This is a genomic window from Rahnella sp. GSA61A (assembly GCF_019969905.1).
In the GTDB taxonomy this organism is placed as follows: Bacteria; Pseudomonadota; Gammaproteobacteria; order Enterobacterales; family Enterobacteriaceae; genus Rahnella; species Rahnella aceris.
Genome location: NZ_JAHXYO010000009.1, coordinates 27,325 through 50,563, shown reverse-complemented (window position 1 = coordinate 50,563; position 23,239 = coordinate 27,325). Strand labels below are relative to the sequence as shown.

20 protein-coding genes and 1 pseudogene are annotated in these 23,239 nt (G+C 51.6%); 14 read left to right on the top strand and 7 right to left on the bottom strand.

Annotated features, from left to right (window positions below; all coding sequences use genetic code 11):
- Window positions 1–152: 152 nt before the first annotated feature.
- Complete coding sequence (locus tag LC431_RS13205) at window positions 153–1,169, bottom strand: LacI family DNA-binding transcriptional regulator (protein ID WP_013574937.1); 1,017 nt, start codon at window positions 1,167–1,169, stop codon at window positions 153–155.
- Window positions 1,170–1,413: 244 nt separating this feature from the next.
- On the opposite strand from LC431_RS13205, the gene LC431_RS13200 reads away from it, so the two are divergent.
- The 3 genes from LC431_RS13200 (at window position 1,414) to LC431_RS13190 (ending at window position 5,583) form a co-directional block, all read left to right on the top strand.
- On the top strand, window positions 1,414–2,655 hold the full coding sequence (locus LC431_RS13200) for an MFS transporter (protein ID WP_015689639.1): 1,242 nt from the start codon (window positions 1,414–1,416) through the stop codon (window positions 2,653–2,655).
- Window positions 2,656–2,673: 18 nt separating this feature from the next.
- The gene (locus LC431_RS13195) at window positions 2,674–4,107 is read left to right on the top strand and encodes a sucrose-6-phosphate hydrolase (protein ID WP_013574939.1); all 1,434 of its coding nucleotides are present in this window, start codon (window positions 2,674–2,676) and stop codon (window positions 4,105–4,107) included.
- A 123-nt stretch (window positions 4,108–4,230) separates the two neighbouring features.
- A complete protein-coding gene (locus tag LC431_RS13190; RefSeq protein WP_223509977.1) occupies window positions 4,231–5,583 on the top strand; it encodes a carbohydrate porin in 1,353 nt (450 codons plus the stop codon).
- A 290-nt stretch (window positions 5,584–5,873) separates the two neighbouring features.
- Here the strand turns inward: LC431_RS13190 and LC431_RS13185 are convergent, their stop codons facing one another.
- On the bottom strand, window positions 5,874–6,659 hold the full coding sequence (locus LC431_RS13185) for a MipA/OmpV family protein (protein WP_112151765.1): 786 nt from the start codon (window positions 6,657–6,659) through the stop codon (window positions 5,874–5,876).
- A 140-nt stretch (window positions 6,660–6,799) separates the two neighbouring features.
- On the opposite strand from LC431_RS13185, the gene LC431_RS13180 reads away from it, so the two are divergent.
- The 4 genes from LC431_RS13180 (at window position 6,800) to LC431_RS13165 (ending at window position 12,104) form a co-directional block, all read left to right on the top strand.
- Window positions 6,800–6,964, top strand: a complete 165-nt coding sequence (locus tag LC431_RS13180) for a hypothetical protein (protein ID WP_013574943.1) — start codon at window positions 6,800–6,802, stop codon at window positions 6,962–6,964.
- A gap of 26 nt (window positions 6,965–6,990) precedes the next feature.
- Window positions 6,991–8,133 (top strand): efflux RND transporter periplasmic adaptor subunit, encoded by a 1,143-nt coding sequence (locus LC431_RS13175; protein ID WP_223509976.1) that lies wholly within the window; start codon window positions 6,991–6,993, stop codon window positions 8,131–8,133.
- Window positions 8,130–11,204, top strand: coding sequence for an efflux RND transporter permease subunit (locus LC431_RS13170; RefSeq protein ID WP_223509975.1), 3,075 nt, complete (start codon window positions 8,130–8,132; stop codon window positions 11,202–11,204). Before LC431_RS13175 ends, LC431_RS13170 begins: the two co-directional genes overlap by 4 nt.
- 111 nt (window positions 11,205–11,315) lie before the next feature.
- Complete coding sequence (locus LC431_RS13165; protein ID WP_223509974.1) at window positions 11,316–12,104, top strand: alpha/beta fold hydrolase; 789 nt, start codon at window positions 11,316–11,318, stop codon at window positions 12,102–12,104.
- Between the two features lie 96 nt (window positions 12,105–12,200).
- Here the strand turns inward: LC431_RS13165 and sacB are convergent, their stop codons facing one another.
- Both sacB and LC431_RS13155 read right to left on the bottom strand, forming a co-directional pair.
- A complete protein-coding gene (sacB, locus tag LC431_RS13160) occupies window positions 12,201–13,448 on the bottom strand; it encodes a levansucrase (protein ID WP_126124746.1) in 1,248 nt (415 codons plus the stop codon).
- Between the two features lie 299 nt (window positions 13,449–13,747).
- Window positions 13,748–15,010 carry a multidrug effflux MFS transporter gene (locus LC431_RS13155; protein ID WP_112151771.1) on the bottom strand — a complete coding sequence of 421 codons (1,263 nt, stop codon included), beginning with the start codon at window positions 15,008–15,010 and terminating at the stop codon, window positions 13,748–13,750.
- 36 nt (window positions 15,011–15,046) lie between these two features.
- Between LC431_RS13155 and LC431_RS13150 the strand changes: the two genes are divergently transcribed.
- Window positions 15,047–15,919: a LysR family transcriptional regulator gene (locus LC431_RS13150; protein WP_037035909.1), complete on the top strand. Its 873-nt coding sequence runs from the start codon at window positions 15,047–15,049 to the stop codon at window positions 15,917–15,919.
- 54 nt (window positions 15,920–15,973) lie between these two features.
- Window positions 15,974–16,486, top strand: coding sequence for a GNAT family N-acetyltransferase (locus LC431_RS13145; RefSeq protein ID WP_112151772.1), 513 nt, complete (start codon window positions 15,974–15,976; stop codon window positions 16,484–16,486).
- Between the two features lie 86 nt (window positions 16,487–16,572).
- On the opposite strand, the gene LC431_RS13140 is transcribed toward LC431_RS13145, so the two are convergent.
- Window positions 16,573–17,463 (bottom strand): LysR family transcriptional regulator, encoded by an 891-nt coding sequence (locus tag LC431_RS13140; protein ID WP_112197735.1) that lies wholly within the window; start codon window positions 17,461–17,463, stop codon window positions 16,573–16,575.
- 229 nt (window positions 17,464–17,692) lie between these two features.
- Here LC431_RS13140 and LC431_RS13135 point away from each other — a divergent pair, with 229 nt between their 5' ends.
- From LC431_RS13135 to LC431_RS13125, 3 genes are read left to right on the top strand one after another with little or no spacing between them, the layout of a single operon-like run.
- Window positions 17,693–18,889, top strand: a complete 1,197-nt coding sequence (locus LC431_RS13135) for an MFS transporter (protein ID WP_119261456.1) — start codon at window positions 17,693–17,695, stop codon at window positions 18,887–18,889.
- 10 nt (window positions 18,890–18,899) lie between these two features.
- Complete coding sequence (locus LC431_RS13130; protein ID WP_217244271.1) at window positions 18,900–19,928, top strand: alpha/beta hydrolase; 1,029 nt, start codon at window positions 18,900–18,902, stop codon at window positions 19,926–19,928.
- Between the two features lie 48 nt (window positions 19,929–19,976).
- Window positions 19,977–20,405 carry a cyclophilin-like fold protein gene (locus LC431_RS13125; protein ID WP_013574954.1) on the top strand — a complete coding sequence of 143 codons (429 nt, stop codon included), beginning with the start codon at window positions 19,977–19,979 and terminating at the stop codon, window positions 20,403–20,405.
- A gap of 325 nt (window positions 20,406–20,730) precedes the next feature.
- Here LC431_RS13125 and LC431_RS13120 read toward each other — a convergent pair whose 3' ends face one another.
- Complete coding sequence (locus LC431_RS13120; RefSeq protein ID WP_119261457.1) at window positions 20,731–21,627, bottom strand: LysR family transcriptional regulator; 897 nt, start codon at window positions 21,625–21,627, stop codon at window positions 20,731–20,733.
- 97 nt (window positions 21,628–21,724) lie between these two features.
- Here LC431_RS13120 and LC431_RS13115 point away from each other — a divergent pair, with 97 nt between their 5' ends.
- The gene (locus tag LC431_RS13115; protein ID WP_119261458.1) at window positions 21,725–22,780 is read left to right on the top strand and encodes an SDR family oxidoreductase; all 1,056 of its coding nucleotides are present in this window, start codon (window positions 21,725–21,727) and stop codon (window positions 22,778–22,780) included.
- Between the two features lie 21 nt (window positions 22,781–22,801).
- Here the strand turns inward: LC431_RS13115 and LC431_RS13110 are convergent, their stop codons facing one another.
- Window positions 22,802–23,005, bottom strand: coding sequence for a hypothetical protein (locus LC431_RS13110; RefSeq protein ID WP_015689645.1), 204 nt, complete (start codon window positions 23,003–23,005; stop codon window positions 22,802–22,804).
- A 42-nt stretch (window positions 23,006–23,047) separates the two neighbouring features.
- Between LC431_RS13110 and LC431_RS13105 the strand changes: the two are divergent.
- Window positions 23,048–23,191, top strand: a pseudogene (locus tag LC431_RS13105) (TolC family protein); the annotation flags it as partial.
- Window positions 23,192–23,239 lie beyond the last annotated feature (48 nt).

The window sequence follows — 23,239 nt, the reverse complement described above, 5'->3', positions numbered from 1 at the left end:
ACATTAATCCCGTGAAAATAAGCACTCCAACGCTGAATAGACAATCCAGAAAATCAGTCTAATTCACTACCCGATAAGGCTCCTGAACGCTTTCTGCGGACAATTCTCAGGCCCGTTATATTTTCCATTCTTTTAAAAGCGGCTGATCATATTCATCTGCTTTTACTGTGGTTTTTTACTGATTCACGAAGGAGTAACGGACTTTCAACGGCCACAGTATTCTTATGACACTCACCGTTAATAATATGAAGCGCACTAAGGCGTCCTATCTCGTAATGGGGTAATTGCACGGTCGAGAGGGGGGGTAAGAATAGATCGCCAATACCCACCATATTATCGTAGCCAAGCACCGCAACATCATCAGGGATCCTTAAGCCCTGTGACAGCAGCGTCTGATAGACCATAAATGCGATACGATCGTTTCCACACACCACTGAATCGAATTGAGGTTTGCCCTGGTTTATATGGGCCAAAAGCATGTCGGGAATATCGTGATAATGCTCATCGCCATATTCCATGTAATGGTGGTCGAGCGTATCAGGAGCTATACCGGCTTGCGTGCATGCCTGCTCCAGCCCTTTGCGGCGTCTGACAGTCGCAAGATGGTTGGCAGGCAAATGTAAGCAGAGCGGGCGACGATAGCCTGCAGATAAAAGTGCCCGCACCGCAACATACTGTCCATGTTCATCATCGGGAATATAACTCGCTACCTGCTGATGCAGGCTTTCACAGTTGGCCAGCACACAGGGGAGGTTTAACAACTTTCCGGGCAGCGGTACCTGCCGCAATCCCATGGTGGTATAGATAATGCCATCCGGGCGATGTGAGAGAAGCAGATCAACGATTTTTTCCGGGCTGTCATCGGAAAACATGTTAACCACAAAGCTGTTCCAGCCATGCGCACGTGCGGTTTCTTCGATGGAGAGTGTGATTTCCACTGAAAAGGGGGTGGTCACAGTATCAAGTGCCAGCACACCGATGGTTTTTGCAATCGCATGAGCGCCACGTATTTTTTTTGCCGATAAATCGGGCACGTAATTAGTGGCGTCGATAGCGGACTGTACGCGAGCCAGGGTCTCCGGCTTCAGGCGTTCCGGGGAGTTTAATGCCCTGGAAACCGTCATCAGCGACACGTTTGCCAGTTTTGCCACATCTTTCAGGGATGCCATTCTTCTCGCTCCAAACTTGTCACTACGCGACAGGCTATAAAACTAACTTGCTGATGTAAAAGGATCATACGTGATTTTGGACTGCGTGTGTCGTTTGCTGTAAACCCGAAAAGTTGATCATGATCTCACACTGATAATGTTAACGTTAACTTTTGTGATTAACATCTAGAATCGCCGTAAAACGGCATGCGTTTTATTTTATGTTAACGTTATCATTTGCGCTCCACCTCAGCATGAGATTGCCATGATGAAAACCCGTCATTCTCACAGTTATCTGATACTCAGCGCTTTATTGTTCTTTTTCTTTGTGACCTGGTCCTCTACAGGGTCGTTGCTCTCGATCTGGCTACATCAGGAAGTGGGTCTGAAAGCAGGGGACACCGGGATCATTTTTTCCGTGATGTCGCTTTCCACGCTGTTTGTGCAAATTTGTTATGGTTTTATTCAGGATAAACTCGGTCTGCGTAAGAACCTGCTCTGGTTTATCACGGCATTGTTGATCTTTTCCGGTCCGGCCTATCTGCTGTTTGGACATCTTCTGAAAATTAATGTCTTTCTGGGCAGTTTTTTTGGCGGGATCTATATCGGCCTGACCTTCAATGGCGGTATTGGTGTACTTGAATCCTACACCGAGCGTGTTGCCCGCCAGAGCCAGTTTGAATTCGGAAAAGCAAGAATGTGGGGATCGCTGGGTTGGGCTGTCGCCACGTTTTTCGCCGGGTTACTGTTTAATATCAACCCGAAACTGAACTTCGCGGTCGCCAGTTGTTCTGGTCTGATCTTCTTTATGCTTTTGATGCGGTTACGCGTCTCCTCGGCACCGCACGCGATGCAGGAAGCCGTGTCAGGCGGCAAAGTCACCCTTGAGGACGCATTACGCCTGCTGACCCTGCCGCGCTTCTGGGCTCTGGTATTCTTTGTGGTCGGCACCTGTATTTACGGCGTCTACGATCAGCAGTTCCCGGTCTATTTTTCCTCACAGTTCCCGACGCAACATGAAGGGAATGCCATGTACGGTTATCTTAATTCGTTTCAGGTGTTCCTGGAGGCCGCAGGCATGTTCTGTGCGCCGTGGCTGGTCAATCGTATCGGTGCCAAAAATGGTCTGATTTTCGCCGGAATGGTGATGGCGATGCGCATGGTCGCTTCCGGTTTAGTGGAAGGCCCGCTGCTTATCTCCATTACTAAGCTGCTGCATGCCGTCGAACTCCCGGTACTGTTAATCGCTATCTTCAAATACAACAGTCTTAACTTCGATAAACGACTCTCATCCACGCTCTATCTGGTGGGCTTTGCCTGTACGAGCTCAGTGATAGCCACCGTGTTGTCCCCCCTCGCCGGCTACAGCTACGAAAAATATGGATTTGCCCAGTCCTACCTGGTTATGGGGCTGATGGTGTTCTGTATCACCTTTATTTCTATTTTCTTGTTGCGCTCAGGTAAGCCTTCTAGGGATCCACAGATACCGCAACTTTCTACTATCTGATTGAAAAGAGAGAAAACGATGACGTATACAATTGCTCATGCTGAACAGGAACTTCAGGCTAAGCACGGGAGGGTAAATCTGCGCTGGTACCCGCGCTATCACCTGGCCGCGAGGGCTGGCTGGATTAACGATCCTAATGGCCTGATCTGGTTTGAGGGTTGGTATCACGCTTTTTATCAGCATCATCCGTATTCCACCCAGTGGGGACCGATGCACTGGGGACATGCGCGGAGCAAAGATTTGCTTCACTGGGAGCACTTGCCCGTTGCACTGGCCCCGGAAGGACCGGAAGACAAAGACGGCTGTTTTTCGGGTTCGGCGGTGGTGGATGGCGATACCCTGGCGCTGATTTACACCGGGCATAAATTTCACGGCGACGCCGGTAATGACGAAAACCTTTATCAGGTGCAGTGCCTGGCAACCAGTGGCGATGGTATTCACTTTAAACGTGAGGGGATCATTATCGATACCCCGGCGGACTTGCATCATTTCCGCGACCCTAAGGTCTGGCGCGAAGGGGATAGCTGGTACATGGTCGTCGGTGCGCGCGTTGGCGATACCGGGCAAATACGGTTGTATCGTTCAGCCGACCTGCGTCAGTGGCAGGATGAAGGGATCCTGGATGAGGCAGAAGCCGGTATGGGCTTTATGTGGGAGTGCCCTGATTTCTTTACCCTTAATGGTAAACGCGTCCTGATGTTTTCTCCGCAGGGGATAGCCGCGCAGGGTTTTGAGAACCGTAATCTGTTCCAGAGCGGTTATCTGGTGGGGGACTGGCAGCCCGGCGAGCCGTTTGTCCGTGCTGGAGAATTTGTTGAAATGGATCACGGGCACGACTTCTATGCCCCGCAGAGTTTCCTGACGCCGGATGGCCGCCGCATCGTGATTGGCTGGCTGGCTATGTGGGAGTCGCCGATGCCGGAGCAACAGGACGGCTGGGCGGGGATGCTGTCTCTGCCGCGTGAGCTGAGTCTTGATGAGAACAATCGTCTGCAGATGCGTCCCGCGAAAGAGGTGGAAGCACTGCGTCAGGCCTGGTTCCCGTGGCCTGTCAGTACCTTGAAAAATCAGCAGATCCTGATGGCGGAAAAAGGGGAGTCGATGGAAGTTGCGCTTCACTGGGATGGCGCACGCAGTGATGCGGAGCAGTATGGACTTAGCCTGGGGGACGGTTTACGTGTCTATGTTGATACCCAGATGCAGCGTCTGGTGCTGGAGCGCCGCTATCCGCAGTACGGATTATGTGGCACGCGCAGCGTACCGTTAGTGCCCGGCGCTCCTCTGGCTTTACGTGTGTTTATCGACAGCTCATCCGTCGAGGTATTTGTTAATGACGGCCAGGCCTGCCTCAGTAGCCGGATATATCCTGATGCCGGTCGCCGCGAATTAAATTTATTTGCCTGGCATGGAACGGCAACATTATCCGATGCCGGAGCCTGGCAGCTGGAATAAATTCTGTTCAGCGTCGCGAATAACCCGTCTTTGATGATGGGCGGGTTATTACTGCGTTTATCTTCGGGCTGTATTTATACAAAAAATGACACACTAATATCAATAATAAGAAGGTCTTTTCCGATGAATAAAATCTGGGTCGGATGTATGTTGACGTCTGTATGTACCTCAGTAGCCAATGCACAGGATACGCTTTCCCTCGAACAACGGCTGGAACAAATGGAGCAGCGGCTGAAAGTCACCGAGCAACGCGCTGCGGGTGCGGAGGCAGAAATTCGCGCCCTCAGGCAGGAGAAGCAATTAGCCTCCGTGGTAAACAATACGCCCGCAGTTCCCGCGACTCCCGCTATTCAGCTCAGCGGGAATAGTAATATTAAATTTTACGGGGATGTTGAATTTAATATGGACGGTGCCAGCCGCACGGGCAGCCTGACGTCGGTAAAAACCAGTACAAATAAAAACTGGGCACCCGGAGATAAAGAACGCTGGGATATGAATGGTCGTATTCTTCTGGGGTTTGATGGTCTGCGAAACGGGGTTAATGGAAAATATGCCGGATTCACTGTTCAGCCACTGGCTGATATAAACGGAAAAATGAATCTCGACGATGCGGCATTTTTCTTTGGTCAGCAGGATGACTGGAAAATTAAAATAGGTCGCTTCGAGGCCTGGGATATGTTCCCGCTGAATCAGGATACGTTCATTGAGTATTCCGGTAATACCGCCAACGATCTCTACAGTGACGGTTACGGTTATATCTACATGATGAAAGAGGGGCGCGGGCGCAGCAGCAGCGGCGGCAATTTCCTGCTCAGTAAGACACTCGATAACTGGTATTTCGAATTCAACACGCTTATAGAGGATGGCAGTTCGCTATTTGTCGACAATAACTATCACGGCAATGCGTTAGATAACCGTAAAAATGTGGTTTATGCCCGTCCGGTTGTGGCCTGGCAATCCGGCGAGTGGTCGGTCGCCGCCGCTGTCGAAAGCAACCTGGTGAATAATGCCTATGGATATCAGAATACGCAGGGTGTTTGGGTAGACCAGTCGAACCGGACCGGTTACGGCATGACGATGAGCTGGAACACGCTTAAAACCGATGCAGAAGACGGTGCGGTTGTTAACCTGAGTACGGCTTATCTCGACGCCGCTGACGAAAAAGATTTCAGCGCAGGCATAAATGCCTTATGGCACCGCGTGGAACTGGGTTACATCTATGCGCACAACAATATCGACAAGTTCAATATGGCCGGGGTAGCCAGTGACTGTGACAGCGACTGCGCGATTCTGGCGCCGGGAAAATATGACATCCACACCATCCATTCCTCATGGCACCTGCCTGATATCATGGATATGCCTGACTTCAATATTTATCTTGGGGCTTATGCCTCCTGGCTGGAATCGCCGTCGGTAAAAACCGGTAATACGGATGACCGTTATGGTGCCCGTGTGCGCTTTAAATATCTTTTCTAAACAGCGCCAGCCCGGGAATGTGTGCTTATTTTTCTGTAATCACACATGTATTTTTCAGTTTAAGAGGACATTCAGAATATGCCGGAAATGACCGCAGAATTGCGGAGGGGATAACGTCAAAAAGACGCAATAGTATGAGAAAATATAAAACAAAATAATTGAAACCAGCGTTGCGATATCTCCTTTCATGTGTTCTGCCTTTATTATCAGAAAGGTTGTGACTTTGTGTTTTTGGGCCTATGAAAAAGTCGCCGTTCGGGACGACTTTTCATAGGTTCATGTTCATTGCATCAGAAGGTATAAAGCACACCCAAATTGTAAGTCGTGCCGCCGCGCTTAACGACAATCGGGCTGTTACCGGCTTTGTCGTCCAGCCAGGTGTAATCGGCACTGATAACACCGCCCCAGTGGGACGTGAACTGATGGCTCCAGGTCAGGCTGCTGTCCACGCCATAGAAACCCCCGGCCGACTGATAAGGCGCGAAGTCAGTGCGGTCGCTTTGTTCGCGGCTCACACCATAAAAGGTATTCATATAGCGCCGGTCGCCAAAGAGCGCTGCCGACTGAAGTGCAACAGTGTCAGTGTCGTTTTGCAGCGGCAGTACCGTGACGGAAGTCTGATAATGCACACCTTGCCCGTCCGTCAGTGGCAGGGTGGCTTTGCCTTCAAAAGAGAGCCACGGCGTTGCAGACCAGCCCACCGCGAGCGCGGTATTCATGGTCGCATCGATATTCCCCATGCCTTTGAGCTTATTCGAGCCATCCCGCCAGGTGGAATTTTTGTCTGTCCGCCCGAGGCTGTATCCCAGCGTATGTTCCAGATACAGGCCGTTATCCGCCTGCAGGTCATAACCCACGCCTTTGAGCGAATCGAAGAAAAAGGCGCCATCGCGCGCCTGAATGACTGGCCCGACCAGCCAGTGGCGCTGATCGGAACCGCTGTAGCGCGGCGCGCTTTGTGCGCCCATGCCGACGGTAAACGTCGGCGCAGACGGCGTGTTGTCGGCCATTGCCTGCAGCACTGTGGCGGACAGGCTGAAACAGGTCATCTGCAGCATTAGTTTTCTGGATGTCATTGTGATTCCTCATCACCTAAACGTTGGTTCGTAGCGGATTGCAGCCGCGTCTGAAACCCGAAGTATGAAGAGGCAGTGTCAATAAACTGTCGGGGAATTATGAAGAAACCGTCAAGATGACCTGTATGGAGACCAGGCAGATGCTGATTATTGAAGACGACGATGCGGTGGACGTTGCCGATGTTGATTTACATGCTGCACGTCCGCTGTCACTGCGCCGGTCAGCCATCTTGCAAAAAAGTGCGCATCTTGACGGTTTCTTGATGAAATATTACGGGAATCTGGACAGTGATTGGATTGAATAGCGACATCTCAATTCAGGAAGACTGTCATGGCTGTTACCTTCACCGATTATGCGCGTCACGCCGTTCGCCATTTATCCGCCACCGGTCGGATGCTTCCCTTCATTCCCGCCGCCTGTCTGATCATCGTTGCTATTGTGCTGACAGGTTGTGGTGACAAAGCCCATAAACAAGCGCCCTCTGTCAGGCCGGTGCGCACCATTTCCGCACCGCCTCCTGTTGCTTTGAGTTCCCTGATTCAAACGGGTGAAATACGCGCCCATGAAGAGGTGACGCTCGGGTTCCGGCTGGACGGGCGCATTCTGACGCGGCAGGCTGAGGTGGGGGATCGTGTGATCGCCGGTCAGGTTCTCGCCACGCAAGAAAGCGAGACCAGCCGCAACCAGTTCAGCAGTGCGCAGGCTGATCTGAACAGTGCCCGCGCGGCAGAGCAGGTTGCGGCGCTCAGTCTCAGGCGTATGCAGTTACTGATGCCTTCCGGGGCTATCGCACGCTCGCAGCTTGATAGTGCGCAAGCTGACTGGCAGGCTGCCCGCGCGAAGCGTCAGAGCAGTGAAGATGCGCTCAAAAATGCGCAGGAAAACGTGTCCTGGACAAAACTCACGGCTCCGGCTGACGGCGTGATTACCCAGGTCAGCGCGTCGGCAGGGCAAGTGGTCAGTGCCGGACAGTCTGTGATCACCCTGGCCAGTGGCAGTATACGTGATGCCGTATTTGATGTGGCCGATCCCCAGTCTGTTCCTCAGCAAGCTGACAGCCTGTTTACTATATCGTTACTTTCGGCCCCTTCCGTGGTTGCGCAGGGGCATTTCCGCGACGTCAGCCCGCAGGCCGACCCGCAAACCCGCACCTGGCGCCTCCGCATCACCTTCGATAACCCGCCACCGGCCATGGCACTCGGTGCCAGTGTTCAACTGACACTTAACGCGTCAGGTCCGCGTCTGACAGCACTGCCTGCTTCTGCGCTGACCCGATCCGGTGATAAACCGGCGGTTTTTGTTGTTGATGAGAAAACGCTGACGCTGCATTTACGGCCCGTGGTTATCGGGCGTTACAGTACCTCTGAAATATTCCTGTCTGCCGGTGTACAGCCTGGCGAAAGGGTGGTCATTGCCGGTGTGAGTAAACTTCGTGAAGGTGAAAAAGTCATGCCCGGGGAGGACAGCGAATGAAACCGTCTTCCCCGGTCGGGGCCTTCAATCTTTCAGCCTGGGCGCTGAATCATCAGTCACTGATTGCCTTTTTTATGCTGCTGTTAATGGCGGCGGGTGTCATCAGCTATGAGCAACTCCCCCGTAATGAAGATCCGGCGTTTACCATTAAAACTGCCGTGGTGTCCGCGAGCTGGCCGGGGGCAAGCGTGGAGGATACGGTTAATCTGGTCACCGATACGCTGGAGAAAAAACTGCAGGAAACGCCTTATCTTGATTTTGTCCAAAGCGAAACACACGCCGGGCAATCGGTCATTTTCGTCAATCTTCGCGATAACACGCCACCTGCAGAGGTTGCGGGTATCTGGTATCAGGTGCGCAAAAAGATGCAGGATATCGCGCCGTCACTGCCAGCGGGTGTGCAGGGTCCCTCGGTGGATGACGAATTTGATGACACCTTTGGCACCATTTATGGCTTTACTGCGGAAGGTTTCACGCCGCGTGAGCTTCGTGACAAGGTCGATGATATCAGCCGCAGTCTGATGTCGCTGCCGGATATGGGAAAAGCCAGCCTGCTGGGCGTGCAGGAGGAGAATATTGTTCTCGCATTTTCACCGGCACAACTGGCGGGAATGGGGCTGGATCTCCAGCAAATCACCGATGCACTGAAGGCGCAAAATGCGGTAGAACCTTCGGGGGTCTTGCGAAGCGATCGTGAAAACATTGCCTTGCGTGTGAGCGGCGCACTGACGTCAGAGCAAAGCTTGCGCGCTGTGACGCTGCATATTAGCGGGCGCTACATTCCGCTGACGGATATCGCGACCATTAGCCGCCAGGATGCCGAGCCCCCGTCACCGGCATTTCGGGTCAACGGTCAGCCCGCGATCGGTCTCGCCATTTCCATGGCTTCTACAGGCAACATGCTTTCTTTTGGCAAGGCGCTGAGTGACCGGATGGCCGTGATTAGCGCACAGCTCCCGCACGGCATTGAAATGGTTAAAGTCGCGGATCAGTCGGCCGTAGTATCGCAGGCGGTAAGCGGCTTTATCCGTGTATTGATTGAGGCTGTGGTTATTGTGCTGGCGGTGTCCTTCGTCTCATTAGGCACCCGTGCCGGGCTGGTGGTGGCAGCGGCGATCCCCATCGTGCTGGCGATGACGTTTATCGGCATGATGCTTGCCGGCATCGGGTTACAACGTATTTCGTTGGGGGCATTAATCATCGCCCTGGGGCTGCTGGTGGATGATGCCATGATCACCGTCGAGGCGATGGTCTCCCGTATTGAGGCCGGTGATTCTAAATGGCGGGCGGCAACTTACGCATTTGAAACGACTGCTTTCCCGATGCTGACCGGCACGCTGGTGATGATAGCGGGCTTTATTCCGGTAGGCTTTGCCGCCTCAAGTGCGGGAGAGTATTGCTATTCTCTCTTCGCCGTGGTGCTGATTGCGCTTTTATGTTCCTGGGTAGTGGCCATTCTGTTTTCACCGCTGATCGGAACCTGGCTGTTACCTGAGAAACTGGCATCACACGCTGAAAAACAGGGCAGACTGATGCGTTTCTATCAGCGTCTGCTGAATCAGGTTTTGCAAAGACGCGTGGCGACTCTCAGTTTCGCCTGCCTTTTGTTAGGGCTTGCCGCTTATGCGACCACGTTTATGCAGGGCGAATTTTTCCCGGCGTCCGATCGCCCGGAACTGCTGGTCAGCCTTACGCTTCCCGGTAACGCTTCGCAAAGCGACACGGCACGCCGGGCGGAGAGGCTGGAGCACGCCCTGAAAGACAATCCGAACGTAGATCATTTTTCTACCTACGTGGGGTCAGGCGCGGTGCGGTTTTACCTGCCCATGGACGTGTTACTGGATGATGAGAACACGGCACAACTGGTTGTTGTCGCCAAAAGTCTGGAGGACAGGGATAAGTTACGTGCGCAACTGGACACTATTTTGGCCCGGGATTTCAGTGATATCACGACGCGCGTTTCGCCGCTGGAACTGGGGCCGCCGGTCGGCTGGCCGGTAAAATATCGCGTCAGCGGACCGGATTATGCGAAGGTCAGGCAGATTGCGCAGCACCTCGCCAGCGTTCTCGGAAACAGTCCCCGGACCCGCGAAGTTAATCTGACCGCCGGTGAACCTGAGCGGGTCATCACGTTACAGGTGAATCAGACCGCAGCACGGGCGGCGGGTGTTTCTTCCGAAAGTCTCGCCACGTTGCTCAACACTGTCTGGTCTGGCAGCGTTGTCACCACCGTCAGGGATAAAAACCGGCTGATTGACGTTGTTCTGCGCGGGAATAAGCGCGAACGTCAGGATTTGACCACGCTGTCCGGGCTGATGATCACCACGGCAAGCGGGCAGAAAATCCCCCTGAGTCAGGTGGCGACGCCGGTCTGGGGAGTTGATGACCCGGTTATCTGGCGTCGGCAGCGCCTGCCGTTTATCACGGTACAGACGGATTTAGCTGCAGGTCTGCGGGCAGAGGCTGTTTCTCAACAACTCTCTCCTCTGGTCTCACGTATCAGGGCAAGCTTACCGCCGGAATATACGATAGAGGAGGGCGGTGTGGTGGACGAGTCGGACAAAGGCAACAGCTCGGTGTTCGCGGTGTTGCCGGTCACACTGTTTGTTATGCTGATCCTGCTGATGGTCCAGTTGCAGCGCTTCTCCCGCATGCTTCTCGCGTTGTTCATGGCGCCATTCGGACTGATTGGCATTGTGCTGGCGATGTTGCCGACGGGTACGCCGATGGGATTTGTTGCGTTGCTCGGCATCATCGCATTAGCAGGCATGATTATCCGCAATGCGGTGATCCTCATCAGTGAAGTGGACAATAACGTCAGGGAGGGGCTTGACCGCGATGAAGCCATCAAAGCGGCGGCACAACACCGTTCCCGGCCCATATTGCTCACGGCGTGCGCTGCCATACTGGGAATGATCCCGATTGCTGAGCAGGTTTTCTGGGGGCCGATGGCCTATGCGATTATCGGCGGGCTGATCGTTGCCACTTTCGTCACGCTGACTGTTTTGCCTGCTGCGCTGAGTCTTATTATGCAGTTCGAAAATAATCGCGTTAATCAAAAGGTCAGTTAGCGATCTCTCGTGAGATAAGACATTAGTGCTATTTAAACAAGCAAATGCTTGTTTAACTGGTGAGGGATCGGATAGGTTAGTTATCCACTCACTTCACTACGGGGCGAAAACATGCCTATTTTGCATACAGAGCATGGCGATATCGATTATCAGGATATCGGTACGGGTGACACAACGCTGTTCCTTATGCCAGGCTGGTGCCAGCCAAAAACTGTCTTCAAGGACTTCTCTGAACTGGCCGCTGCTTTTTTCCGTGTTGTCATTATTGACTGGCGTGGTCATGGAAAATCATCGACCGATGGCAAGGATTTTGACGGTGCGGCGTTATTAACAGACGCTTTGACACTCATTGACCATCTCGGTCTGACCCGCGTAGTACCGGTTTCCGTTGCACATGCCAGCTGGATAGCGGTTGATTTGGCCGAAAGTTTGAAAGAACGTGTGCCTGCGGTGATATTCCTTGACTGGATCATGAATCAGCCTGCAACGGCGTTTTTCACTTCAATCAACGAGATGCAGCATGAAGATCGCTGGCAGTCTGCACGGAACCAGCTGTACGAATTTTGGCTGGCAGGAAGCGAGTCACCCACCATGATCCATCATTTCAAAACCGAAATGTCTGAATCCAGCTACCCGTTGTGGCGACTTGCAGGGCAGGTGATCGCCGATGCCTATCAGACATACGGTTCGCCACTCCAGCGCCTTGAAAAACACAAAAATCCACCGAAGGCTACCCATATCTATTCCCTCGACAGAAACGACGAATACCTTGCTTTACAACAGCGTTTCGCTATGGCGCATGATTTTTTTGAGGTGAAACGTTTGGAGAATGCCAGAACTCACCTGGCCGTGCTTGAAAGGCCGGGAGATGTATTGGCAGGGATTTTGGAATCAATATAAATCTTTAATCGTTCAGCCAGCGTGGGGGGCCGGTGCCGTTTTAATCCAGTTGCACTGCCTTTCCGCAAAGCGTATGCGGAAAGGCAGATCACCTCATTAATTTAAAATAATATTCTTCATCGGCGGGATATACCCATAATCAAACACGCGTTCTACAAATGAACGGTTTCCGGTCAGGACAATTTTTACGGTAGGAGCCTCTGTCCCGCCAATACGATAATTACCGTCGGTGGTCGGAACGTTATCAATAAAAGATGTCACCAGGCCATTGGGCATTACGCAGTGCGAGTAAGTCTGGAAGGGCTGAGAAGGTGGATTACCTAATACCAAACCGGAGCCGTTCATCGGAGAATAAGGGCCGGTAAGGCGATCACTCAGGAAACCGTACACACCATCAGGCCCCGTCAGACCCTCCGCATAGGTAAACTTATGACTGATCGTGAACAGGTAATATTTTCCATCCTGGAAGACAAAATGAGGGCGTTCGGTTTGATCATTGACGCCGACAGCGGTGACCAGAGGAGGGAGAATTTCCCATTCATCTCCTGAAAGATCTTTGGCGACGGCCATACCAATACAGCCCGCCTGGTATCTTGCATTGCCCACATCACGATGGTCCGGCGGAAGGGTACCCATTTCCTGTTTGCCAATGACGTGAGAACCCCGCTCACCCGCCACGTTACCTTCAAACACCATGTAGAGTTTACCGTCATGAGGATCGATAAACGGGCTTGGATCCCTGAAGTTCCAGTATGTATTCTGGCTTTCAGTCTGGTAATACACGCCGTCGGCTGAAAATAATGATTTAACCTCGTTGAAACCGGCCAGTGTTACGCCTTCTTCTGAGGTCAGCACTTTGCCTCTCACTTTTGCAATGGTCGCACCTGGCGTGACACAGGTATAATAAAGATCAATGTCGCCGTCTTCATTGAGCAAAATTGGCGTCCCTGCCCATTCGCGGGTCGTAGGGGAAACACCTTCTGCCATCACGCGGCCACCAAAAATCCAATCCTTACCCGTACGGGAATACCAGTAACAAATTTTGGCGCGCCCGTGGCGATTATTCCAGTCACTGGTAATATCATAATTTCCGTCTGCATCGAGATATTCTGAATTATTGTTATTACGCTGCGCTGTCAGCGTGAAAATAACGGACCATCCGTCGACAGAAACCACCGTGCCGTCTAATGACCTAAGCGGCATCGTATCCCAAATGAATACTTCATCACTCATAACCGGAAAATCGGCGCTAACAATAGGCTGTGTGGTGGTCGGGTCATTTTCGTTGACCTTCAGAGCATCAGCACGTGTCCAGATTGTCGGTTTATAATTTAAATTTGTCATGCAAATATCCTTTAATTAAATAGATGTTAATACTGTTTGACGTTTGAAGTCGTGAGAATATTGGCATGATCAAAAAAGGCATGCACTCAATGAGTGTTGTGCCATTATTTATACATTATTTATATAAAACTCCGGGATATGTATTTGCGGGAAGAAAATTGCATCGTTGATGACCTGTTATTTGTTAATCCTGAAAAAATTCGTTAATAGTGGAAATAATGCGCTATTTTGAACTTTGATTAATTACTCTTATTTCGAGACAGAAATAAACATTACAACCTTCACAGCCGGTCAGAGGCTCAACGGGAGGATTGAATATGATGGCGCCGGATACGCTGTTTACGGCAGGCCACAAGTGCGGTGAGAGCCAGCAATAAAACTGAAGAGCCCAGTACCGGCTGGCTGAAACCAAACTCTGCACTTATGAAGTTGGCAAAAACAGCCGCGCTGCCTATCTGCATAAAACCAATCATTCCGGAGGCCGTGGCGGCATGACCATGCCCGCTGCTGATTGCCCCGGATATTGCCAGTGAAAGGCTGGAGCCGTTTGCCAGACTGACCAGGCACATAGGAAGCAAAATAGATAAAATCCCTTTTTCTGCCGTAAACATTACTGTGGCATAAGCCAGACCACCCAGCACAAAACACATGATGCCGGCAGTAACAATGCGATCATATTGCCAGAAGTTTAAAAGCCGTTTCGTTAACACATTGGCACCGATAATACCTGCCGTTAAGGGAATATAGAGCCATCCTCGCGCCTCCTCACTCATCCCGAGCTGCGCAAATAAAAAAGGAGACTGAGTCAGATAAATAAACCATGCACTGTAGATGCAACAGACGATAAGCGTATAACGCCAGAACCCCGTATCGCCGCAAATAACGCTAAATCCTGAAAACGGCGAGGCCGTAGCAGAGATATTTTCAGGTCGCGTCTCGCGCATGAAAATGATCATCAGCATGGTAGCCATGCCGAAAATGGCGACGAAAATGAAATCCGTATGCCACCCAAATGTGGCGGCGAGATGTCCCCCTATCATCGGTGCTATTGCAGGTGACAATGAGACCAGCGGATAGATGACCGAGTAGACCCTGGCAGAAATGGCTTTATTACAGGTATCCGCGATCAGCGTGCGACCAATGACGAGACCAGCCGCTGCACCTGCCCCTTGCAGCAGGCGAAAGAGCAGAAAAGAAGAATAGCTCTCAGCAATTGCACATCCCAGCGATCCGCCAATGTAAATCGCAATGCCAGCGAGCAGTACGGGTTTTCGTCCAAAGCGATCTGCAAGCGGACCGTAAAAAAGCTGGCATATGGCCAGTGCCAGTAAATAGGCTGAAATGGTCTGAGATATCCGCGATGGATCCACCGCAAATTCGCGTGCCATATCTGGCATCGCCGGAAGATAAATATCGGACGCGATGAGACCGAACGCGCTCAGCATAGCAACGGTAATAATAAAAGAGAGTCGAGGCATAAAATTTCCGGTGTTGAAAAGGGTTATCAGCAGAAGAAGTGCGTAGCTTAACGTCTGTTTCATCCTGCTTAAATGCATTATCATGCAGGCAATACCTGCAAAAATGCAGCATGAGGAACGATGAACTGGGATGATGTCCGGATTTTCCTGGCGGTATACCGCGCAGGTACTTTACGCAGCGCGGCTGAGCAGCTTTCAGTTGATCAGACTACCGTAGGCCGCAGACTCAATACGCTTGAAAAATTATTGGGGAGTAAACTATTTTTAAAAAGCCGTCAGGGCTGGGTTCTGACCGCTGGCGGGCGAAAAATACTCTCGCTTGCAGAAGAGATTGAGCGCCTGACGGTCAGCTTTGAACGTCGCGGCTCCGGGGATGATGACCGGCTTGAAGGAGAAGTGCATGTGACTGCCACTGACTCGCTGGCCATTGATTTTGTTTTACCGGCAATCGAGCGCGTACAGCATAACTTTCCCAATATTCGGGTAAATCTGACCACCACCACACGCCTGCTGGATATCGGCCGACGCGAAGCGGATATAGCGGTACGCACCATTCGGCCAGAACAGCCGGATTTGATTACCCGTAAACTGGCCTCCAGGGAGGTGGGACTTTTTGCGACGCATAAGTATATCGACAGGTTTGGCATACCAGAACCCGGCAAAGGCTTTGACGGGCACCGTATCGCGCTTTACCAGTCAGGCATTACGCGCTCTCAGGATGGACTGCTGGCAGGAGAACCGAGACATAAAGGACGCGTAGTGGCAGAGCTGGACTCCAGCATGATGTTAGCAACGTTTATTCGCGCAGGGCTGGCCCTGGGTGAGCTGCCCGATTACCTTGCGAAAATGTACCCGGAACTTATCCGCCTGTGGCCAGAAAGAACGCGTAAAAGCCCTTATGAGGTCTGGCTGGTTATGCATCAGGATCTGTCGCACACTGCAAGAGTCAGGGCAGTGATGAATACCCTTGCTGAAGAGTTCGACCGTTATTAAAGTAAGTTTGATATGTTAAGTCATTCCAATTTATTGCTGGTTTAAGGTTTCTGCATGAACATCAATACACGAATCGCCCACCCGGTAGATGCCAGCCTGTTGCGCAGCCTGGCTTTCAATATATATCCGGCGCACTTCAGACATATGTGGTTGTCAGAGCGCGAAATGAATACGTATCTGGAAAGTGAATTCTCTTTGTCCGCACTCAATGACGGACTAAGGGATCCAAAAGTTTGCTGGTTTCTGGCGCAAAACGATAAACCGGTTGGATTTGCCAAACTCACGTGGATCAATACGATTCCGGGAACGGCTATTTCTGGGGTATCGCTTGACCGGCTTTATCTTGCACCGGAAGCGACGGGTAAACACTTTGGAAAAGAAATATTTAAAGAAATCGTTACAGCTGCGCAAAAGCAAGATAAGAAATTTTTGTGGCTTTCGGTGAGAGAGAAAAACGATCGCGCTCGTAAATTCTATGAAGCTTCAGGCATGCGACACATAACTGATACTGACTTCAGAACGGAATCACAGATAAGTAAGTTGCACATCATGGGCATGGAAATTTAGACGCCATATGTCGGCCTGCCACTGGCTAACATAACAAGATCTGGTCATCTCTTCGCTCATCGTTGCCTGAAGGCCCGCGGGCTTTTCTATGCCTTGTGGCGTAAGGCATCAGCGACCAGTGAAAATGCGGGTGAGGGTTGCTTACGGCTGGGATAATACAGGTAATAGCCGGGAAATGGCTGGCACCACGGTTCAAGTACGCGTATCAGGCGCCCCTCCTCAATATGTGATTCAAACTCTTCTTCCGGCAGAAAAGCAATGCCAAGCCCGGCTAATGCCGCGTCCACCATGTGTGCTGACGTATTAAACGTCAGTTGCCCGGTAACCCGGACATTTACCGGGCCTTCTTCATTGTCGAACTCCCAGACGTAAAGTCCCCCTGACGTCGCTTGCCGCATATTAATGCAGTTGTGCTGGAGAAGGTCGTGTGGCGTTTGCGGCATCGCATGGGTAGCAAAATACTCAGGCGATGCAACCGCAGCCATTTGCAACTTCGGGCTAATCGGTATCGCTATCATATCCTTATCGATGGTGTCACCCAGACGGACACCCGCGTCAAACCTGTCGGCGACGATGTTGCGAAAACCGTGGTTAGCATCAAACTCCAGTCTGATATCCGGATAGTGTTTCAGCAGAGGCGATAATTTGGGCAACAGTATGGTTTTCAGAACATGGGGGCCGCAGGTGATGCGAACAGTTCCTGCGGGTTTATCACGCATCTCAGTCAGCATGTCTAGCTCGGCGAGTATGCCATCAACATGATCGCCTATGGTCAGTAGCAACCGTTCTCCGGCAGAGGTCGGCGATACGCTACGGGTTGTACGCGTCAGCAGGCGAATTTGCATATCCTCTTCAAGTGCCGAAATCGCCTGGCTCAGTGCGGATTGGGTGACGCCCAGCTTTGCAGCGGCGCGGGTGAAGCTGCTTTCACGGGCAACCGTAATAAAATAAAGAAGATCGTTCAGGTTGCGTTTCATAAAGTCCTTCCCGCCTTATTAATAAGTAATGCTTATAAGCCCATTCAGTATCCATTAGCTAGTAATGATGCACACCGCGTGTAAAATTTTCAACAAGAGCTTATTCCGCGAGGGAAGATTAACGCTCTTATTTTTTCATCTTTATTTCACGTTTTATTTTTTACGTTATTTCTGCGAATAGCGTTCAGCGGGTGTGCAAATAACCCTGGATTATTGGGAATTACTATTTATGTCCGCATTGCCGAGTCATACAAAACGTCAAAAAGAGCACGCTTACTGGAGCGGGGTTTTCGCGATGACGTTATGCGTCTTTGCACTCATCGCTTCGGAATTTATGCCTGTGAGCTTGCTGACGCCGATATCAGCCGATTTAGGTGTCAGTGAGGGACGCGTGGGGCAGGGGATCGCGATTTCCGGTCTGTTTGCGGTACTGACCAGTCTCTCCATTTCTGCGCTGGCCGGAACACTCAACCGCAAGGTATTGCTGCTGAGCATGACGTTGCTGATGGCCGTTTCCGGTGCAATTATCGCGCTGGCACCCGGTTATCTGATTTACATGGTGGGCCGCGCATTAATTGGTATCGCGATTGGAGGATTCTGGTCACTTTCTGCCGCTACGGCTATTCGCCTGGTTCCGGCGCATCGGGTTCCCCGTGCACTGGCTATTTTTAACGGCGGTAACGCGCTGGCAACCGTTATAGCCGCTCCGCTGGGGAGTTATCTCGGGTCTGTCATCGGCTGGCGCGGGGCGTTCTTTTGCATCGTTCCGGTGGCGGTCATTGCCTTTATATGGCAGTGGTTCAGCCTGCCTGCAATGACCACGGAGAAAGCCGGTAAGAGGACTGCCAATGTTTTTCGTCTTTTTGCTAACCCGCTTGTGGCCGCTGGCCTTACCGCCTGCGGATTGTTCTTTATGGGGCAGTTTTCCTTATTCACCTATTTGCGCCCGTTCCTCGAGACAGTCACGCAGGTAAATATCACCACGCTGTCGCTCATTTTGCTGACCATCGGTATGGCGGGCTTTATCGGCACCCTGGTGATTGGCACGTTTTTGAAGACCGCCTTTTATCCCACACTTATCACCATTCCCTTGCTGATGGCTGCAATCGCCGGGGCGCTGATTGCTTTTGGAAACAGTGTATGGGTCGTTGCGCCGTTGCTGGGGTTGTGGGGATTAATCGCCACGGCGGCCCCCACCGGATGGTGGACATGGATTGCCAGAACCCTGCCGGAAGATGCGGAGGCGGGCGGAGGTCTTATGGTCGCCATCGTGCAACTGTCAATCGCTATGGGCTCCACTCTTGGGGGTTTTGCCTTTGACCATAGTGGTTATCAAAGCACTTTTCTCATCAGTGTCATTTTACTCGTCATCGCGGCTGCCCTGGCTTTATTAACGTCACGTAAAGATATCCATCCAACCCACTGAGGATTCATCAATGAAAGTATTTACCCTGCTGTTAGGGCTGTTAATCAGCTCGTTTGCTGCGACAGGAGCCGATATGTCTAACGGAGCAGATAACTTTTACCAAAGCGATAAGGTCACCCGGCAAAAAGTGACCTTTAAAAACCAGTATCAAATGAAAGTCGTCGGTAATTTGTTTATACCGAAAGGGATGAAGCAAGACGTGCAGCATCCCGCTATTGTCATTGGTCATCCGATGGGGGCGGTGAAAGAACAAAGCTCAAATTTGTATGCCCAGAAACTGGCGGAACAAGGGTTCGTGACGCTGGCGATTGATCTTTCCTTCTGGGGGGAGAGTGACGGCAAACCCGGTCATCTGATTTCCCCTGAAATCTATGCGGATGACTTTAGTGCTGCAGTCGATTATCTCAGCACTCAGCCTTATGTTGATCCGCAGAGAATTGGTGCACTGGGTATCTGTGGTAGCGGCAGCTTCGTTATCAGTGCAGCCAAAATTGACCCGAGAATGAAGGCCATTGCCACCGTCAGCATGTATGACATGGGGTCTGTGTTCCGTCATGGTCTTAATCATTCCGTGACGCCTGAACAGCGCAAAGCGTTTATTAAGTCGGCTACAGAACAACGGCTGGTCGAGTTTAAAGGCGGCGATATTGCCTATATTCCCGGAACCGTGAACAAGCTCGATGATTCAACCTCTGCGGTTCAGCGGGAATTCTTCGATTTCTATCGCACATCACGGGGGGGTTATACGCCACAGGGCGAGAAAGAAGAGCTGACAACAAAACCGATGCTGAGCAGCATAGGGAAGTTTATGAACTTCTATCCGTTCAATGATATCGAAACGATTTCTCCGCGCCCGATGCTTTTCATCACCGGCGACCAGGCGCATTCGAAGGAATTCAGCGAAGATGCTTACAAACGTGCCGGACAGCCGAAAGAGTTGTATATCGTCCCGGGTGCTGGCCATGTCGATTTGTATGACCGTACCGATTTGATCCCTTTCGCCAAGCTGGCGTCATTCTTTAAAACTCACCTCAGTTAAACGCCAAAGCCACATCCTACCGGGTGTGGCTGCTCTTCCGGAGGTCATGTGAAATATTTACTCACGAGCCTGCTTTGGGTGTGCGCTTTTGCAAGCCATGCCGACACCACACTGCGTAAGGATAACGTCATGAAGGCGAGAATGATCATTAATGGCCAACCATTTGAAGTCAGAATTCATGACAATCCGGCGGCTAAATCCTTTGTTAATATGTTACCTCTGCAACTCGAAATGACTGAGTTAAATGGTAACGAGAAATTTGCCGAACTGCCCCATCGCTTGCCTTCCAGCCCGGTGCGGCCGGGGACCCTTCATGCCGGTGATCTCATGTTGTACGGAACGCAAACATTGGTTTTATTCTATGCCTCATTTGACTCTTCATATCGCTACACCCCCATCGGGAACGTTGTAAATCCCGGGACACTCCCCGCGATGGGGGATACAGATAAAATAGAGGTAGAGTTCAGCAGACAGTAATACAACGATATTGATATCGCAGGAAGTTTCTGCATGCACGCTTTGCCGTCGTCTATTGAGAAACAGAGCGTAGCGGTGCCCCCGCGCGCAGTCCCGCCATCACCATGTCTATGAGCCAGGTTAAAGGGAACGCAAATTCCTTTGCCAGATCGCATAAGCCCCGGTCAATAAATGCGTCAATCAGCGCGTTACCCACAGTGAGGGTCTTCCACTCTCTGAATTGAAGCCGGCGTTTGTGGGGGGAGTTCATGTTGATGGGAGGGAAGGGGTTGGGCGTATTGACTGTCAACCGGAAGGCACGAGCCGTATTTTTATGAAAAAAGCATTATAGAATGCGTAAAGGCTCCGTCATCTCAGGCAGTAATTGTTCGATTACAGTGATAATGCTTCTGACCCTCTGCGGGATAAAGCGGGCGTCCGGGTAGACCGCATAGAGGAAGCGATCAGGTAACCGGTAGGCGGGTAAGACCGGAACCAGCGTACCGGCTTGCAAAGCCCTGGCCGCGAGCGGTAGCTGCATGCCACCGATACCCATGCCTGACTCTATCGCCTGTAACAGCGCTTCACTGGTATTAGCCCGGAACACGGTATTAACTTTGATGTCGATAGTTTCACTATCAGAAACTAACCGTAGTGGTGCCTCCGGCGCGATGCCGCTGAATCGCACATGTGGATGTGCCGCCAGCTCACTCACAGAATGAACCGGTTTAAAACCGGGGGCGGCAAAAAGCGCCGTTTCAATACGTGCCAGCACGCGCGCCGCATGCGTTTGCGGAGGCTCATGGGTCAAGCGCAGCGCGACATCCACCCCTTCAGTGACAAGATCGGCGATGCGGTCATCAAGTGAAAGCGTAAGGTGCAATCCTGAGTTCATTTTCTGAAGCGTCAGCAGATGGGGTAAAAAGAGCTGGCCCAGCCCGCTCGGCAATTGCACATGAACCCTGCCATGCCAGTGGTGATCGGCAGGGTTCAGACGCCTTTCTGCTTCCCGCATGGCCTCCAGCAAAAGCTGCATATCACGCCGGTAACTTTCTCCCTGCTCAGTAAGCGCCATCACACGCGTTGTACGATGCAGCAATACCACACCGAGCTCCTCCTCAAGTGCGGCAATCTGCTGACTGACCGCAGATTGCTTCATACCGCTCTGGCGGGCGGCTGCAGAAAAAGAGCCTGCTTGTGCTACGCGCAGAAAGGTGGCAATGGCATTGAGCTTATTATTCATTTAATGATTCTGCTTATAAGTGCCATCAGTTTCATGGGATATGTGTGAAAAAAATAATATATCACACTGTATCTGTCACCTTCTCTGGAGAAACACCATGAATAAGACGCAGCAACAAAAGGTCGCGCTGGTCGCCGGCGCCAGCGGTATTGTCGGCAGCCAGCTTGTCGAAACACTTCTGCAAAATGAGTGGGAGGTTATCGGGCTGAGCCGCAATGCATTATCTCACCCTGATAATATTCAGGTTGTAAACGTCGATTTACTGGATGCGCAAAACAGCGCGCAGGCACTGCAACCACTCAGCCGCATCACCCATATTTTTTACAGCGCCTGGGTGAACGCCGCGAACTGGACAGAAATGGTTGAACCGAACGTCACCATGTTGCGCAATCTGGTCAGTAACATTGAGAAAACGGCACCCCTCCAGATTGTAAGCCTGATGCAAGGATACAAAGTTTATGGCGCACATCTTGGACCGTTCAAAACCCCGGCGCGTGAAAGCGATCCCGCCATACCCGGCGCAGAATTTAACGCGGCTCAGCTCACATGGCTCAGCCATTTTCAGCGTGGGAAAACGTGGCACTGGAATGCAATCAGGCCGGGTGTGGTTGGCAGCGCGGTGCCCGGCAATGCCATGAATCTTGCAATGAGCATCGCACTGTATGCGTCGCTGTGTAAGGCTCAGGATTTACCTCTCCGCTTTCCCGGTTCAGAACAAACCTGGCATAGCATCGTTGATCATACTGACGCCGGGTTGCTGGCAGAGGCGACATTGTGGGCTGCAACCTCGCCTGCGGCAGAGAACCAGGCTTTCAACGTGAATAACGGTGACATCTGGCGCTGGAGCGAGCTCTGGCCGCATATCGTGCGCTGGTTTGAGCTGGAATACGCACCGCCGGTCCGGCTGTCATTTCATCAGTTGTTTAAGGACTACCGCACGACATGGCGTGAACTTGCCGGGCAGCGGTTGATGGAAACTGACATTTTACAGCTGAACGACGGGAGTTTTGCAGATTTTGTGTTTGGTTGGGATTACGACATGTTTGGTGATGGCAGCAAGCTGCGCCGGGCAGGCTTTACCCGTATGCAGGCCACCCACGAAATGTTTTTCAGCCTGTTCACGCAACTGAGAGCGGCACGCATTATCCCCTGACAAAGCACCGGGCAGCATATTTCAGATTAAGCTGCCTATTGCTCCTGCCAGAGGCTCTACGAATTCGTCATAATGACGATCAACAATTTCCGGAAGACGTACACCCTCAGTCAAAGACAAGCGCAGCATTTGCTGGATTTTTTTGTCCTTTGATATTTTCTCAAAGGCAAAGAGAAGCCGCTGACGCAGGCGTTCAGCGCAAGTGCCTTTGAATGAGTCAGACATGCTCAACACATCACGGTAGGGTTGGGAATGGTGATGAGCCATCGCTATGCTAACGGTGCGACGGACTACCTGAATGTGCTGGATGCGCAGCGGACATTATTCTCTGCGCAACAGTCTCTGATTCAGAGCAGACTTTCGCAGCAAAACAGTCTTATTACCCTTTACAAGGCCTTGGGAGGAGGGTAGGAGCGTGGAGCTGTAGACTAGCGGACCCTGCCATGTACGGCTGTTTAC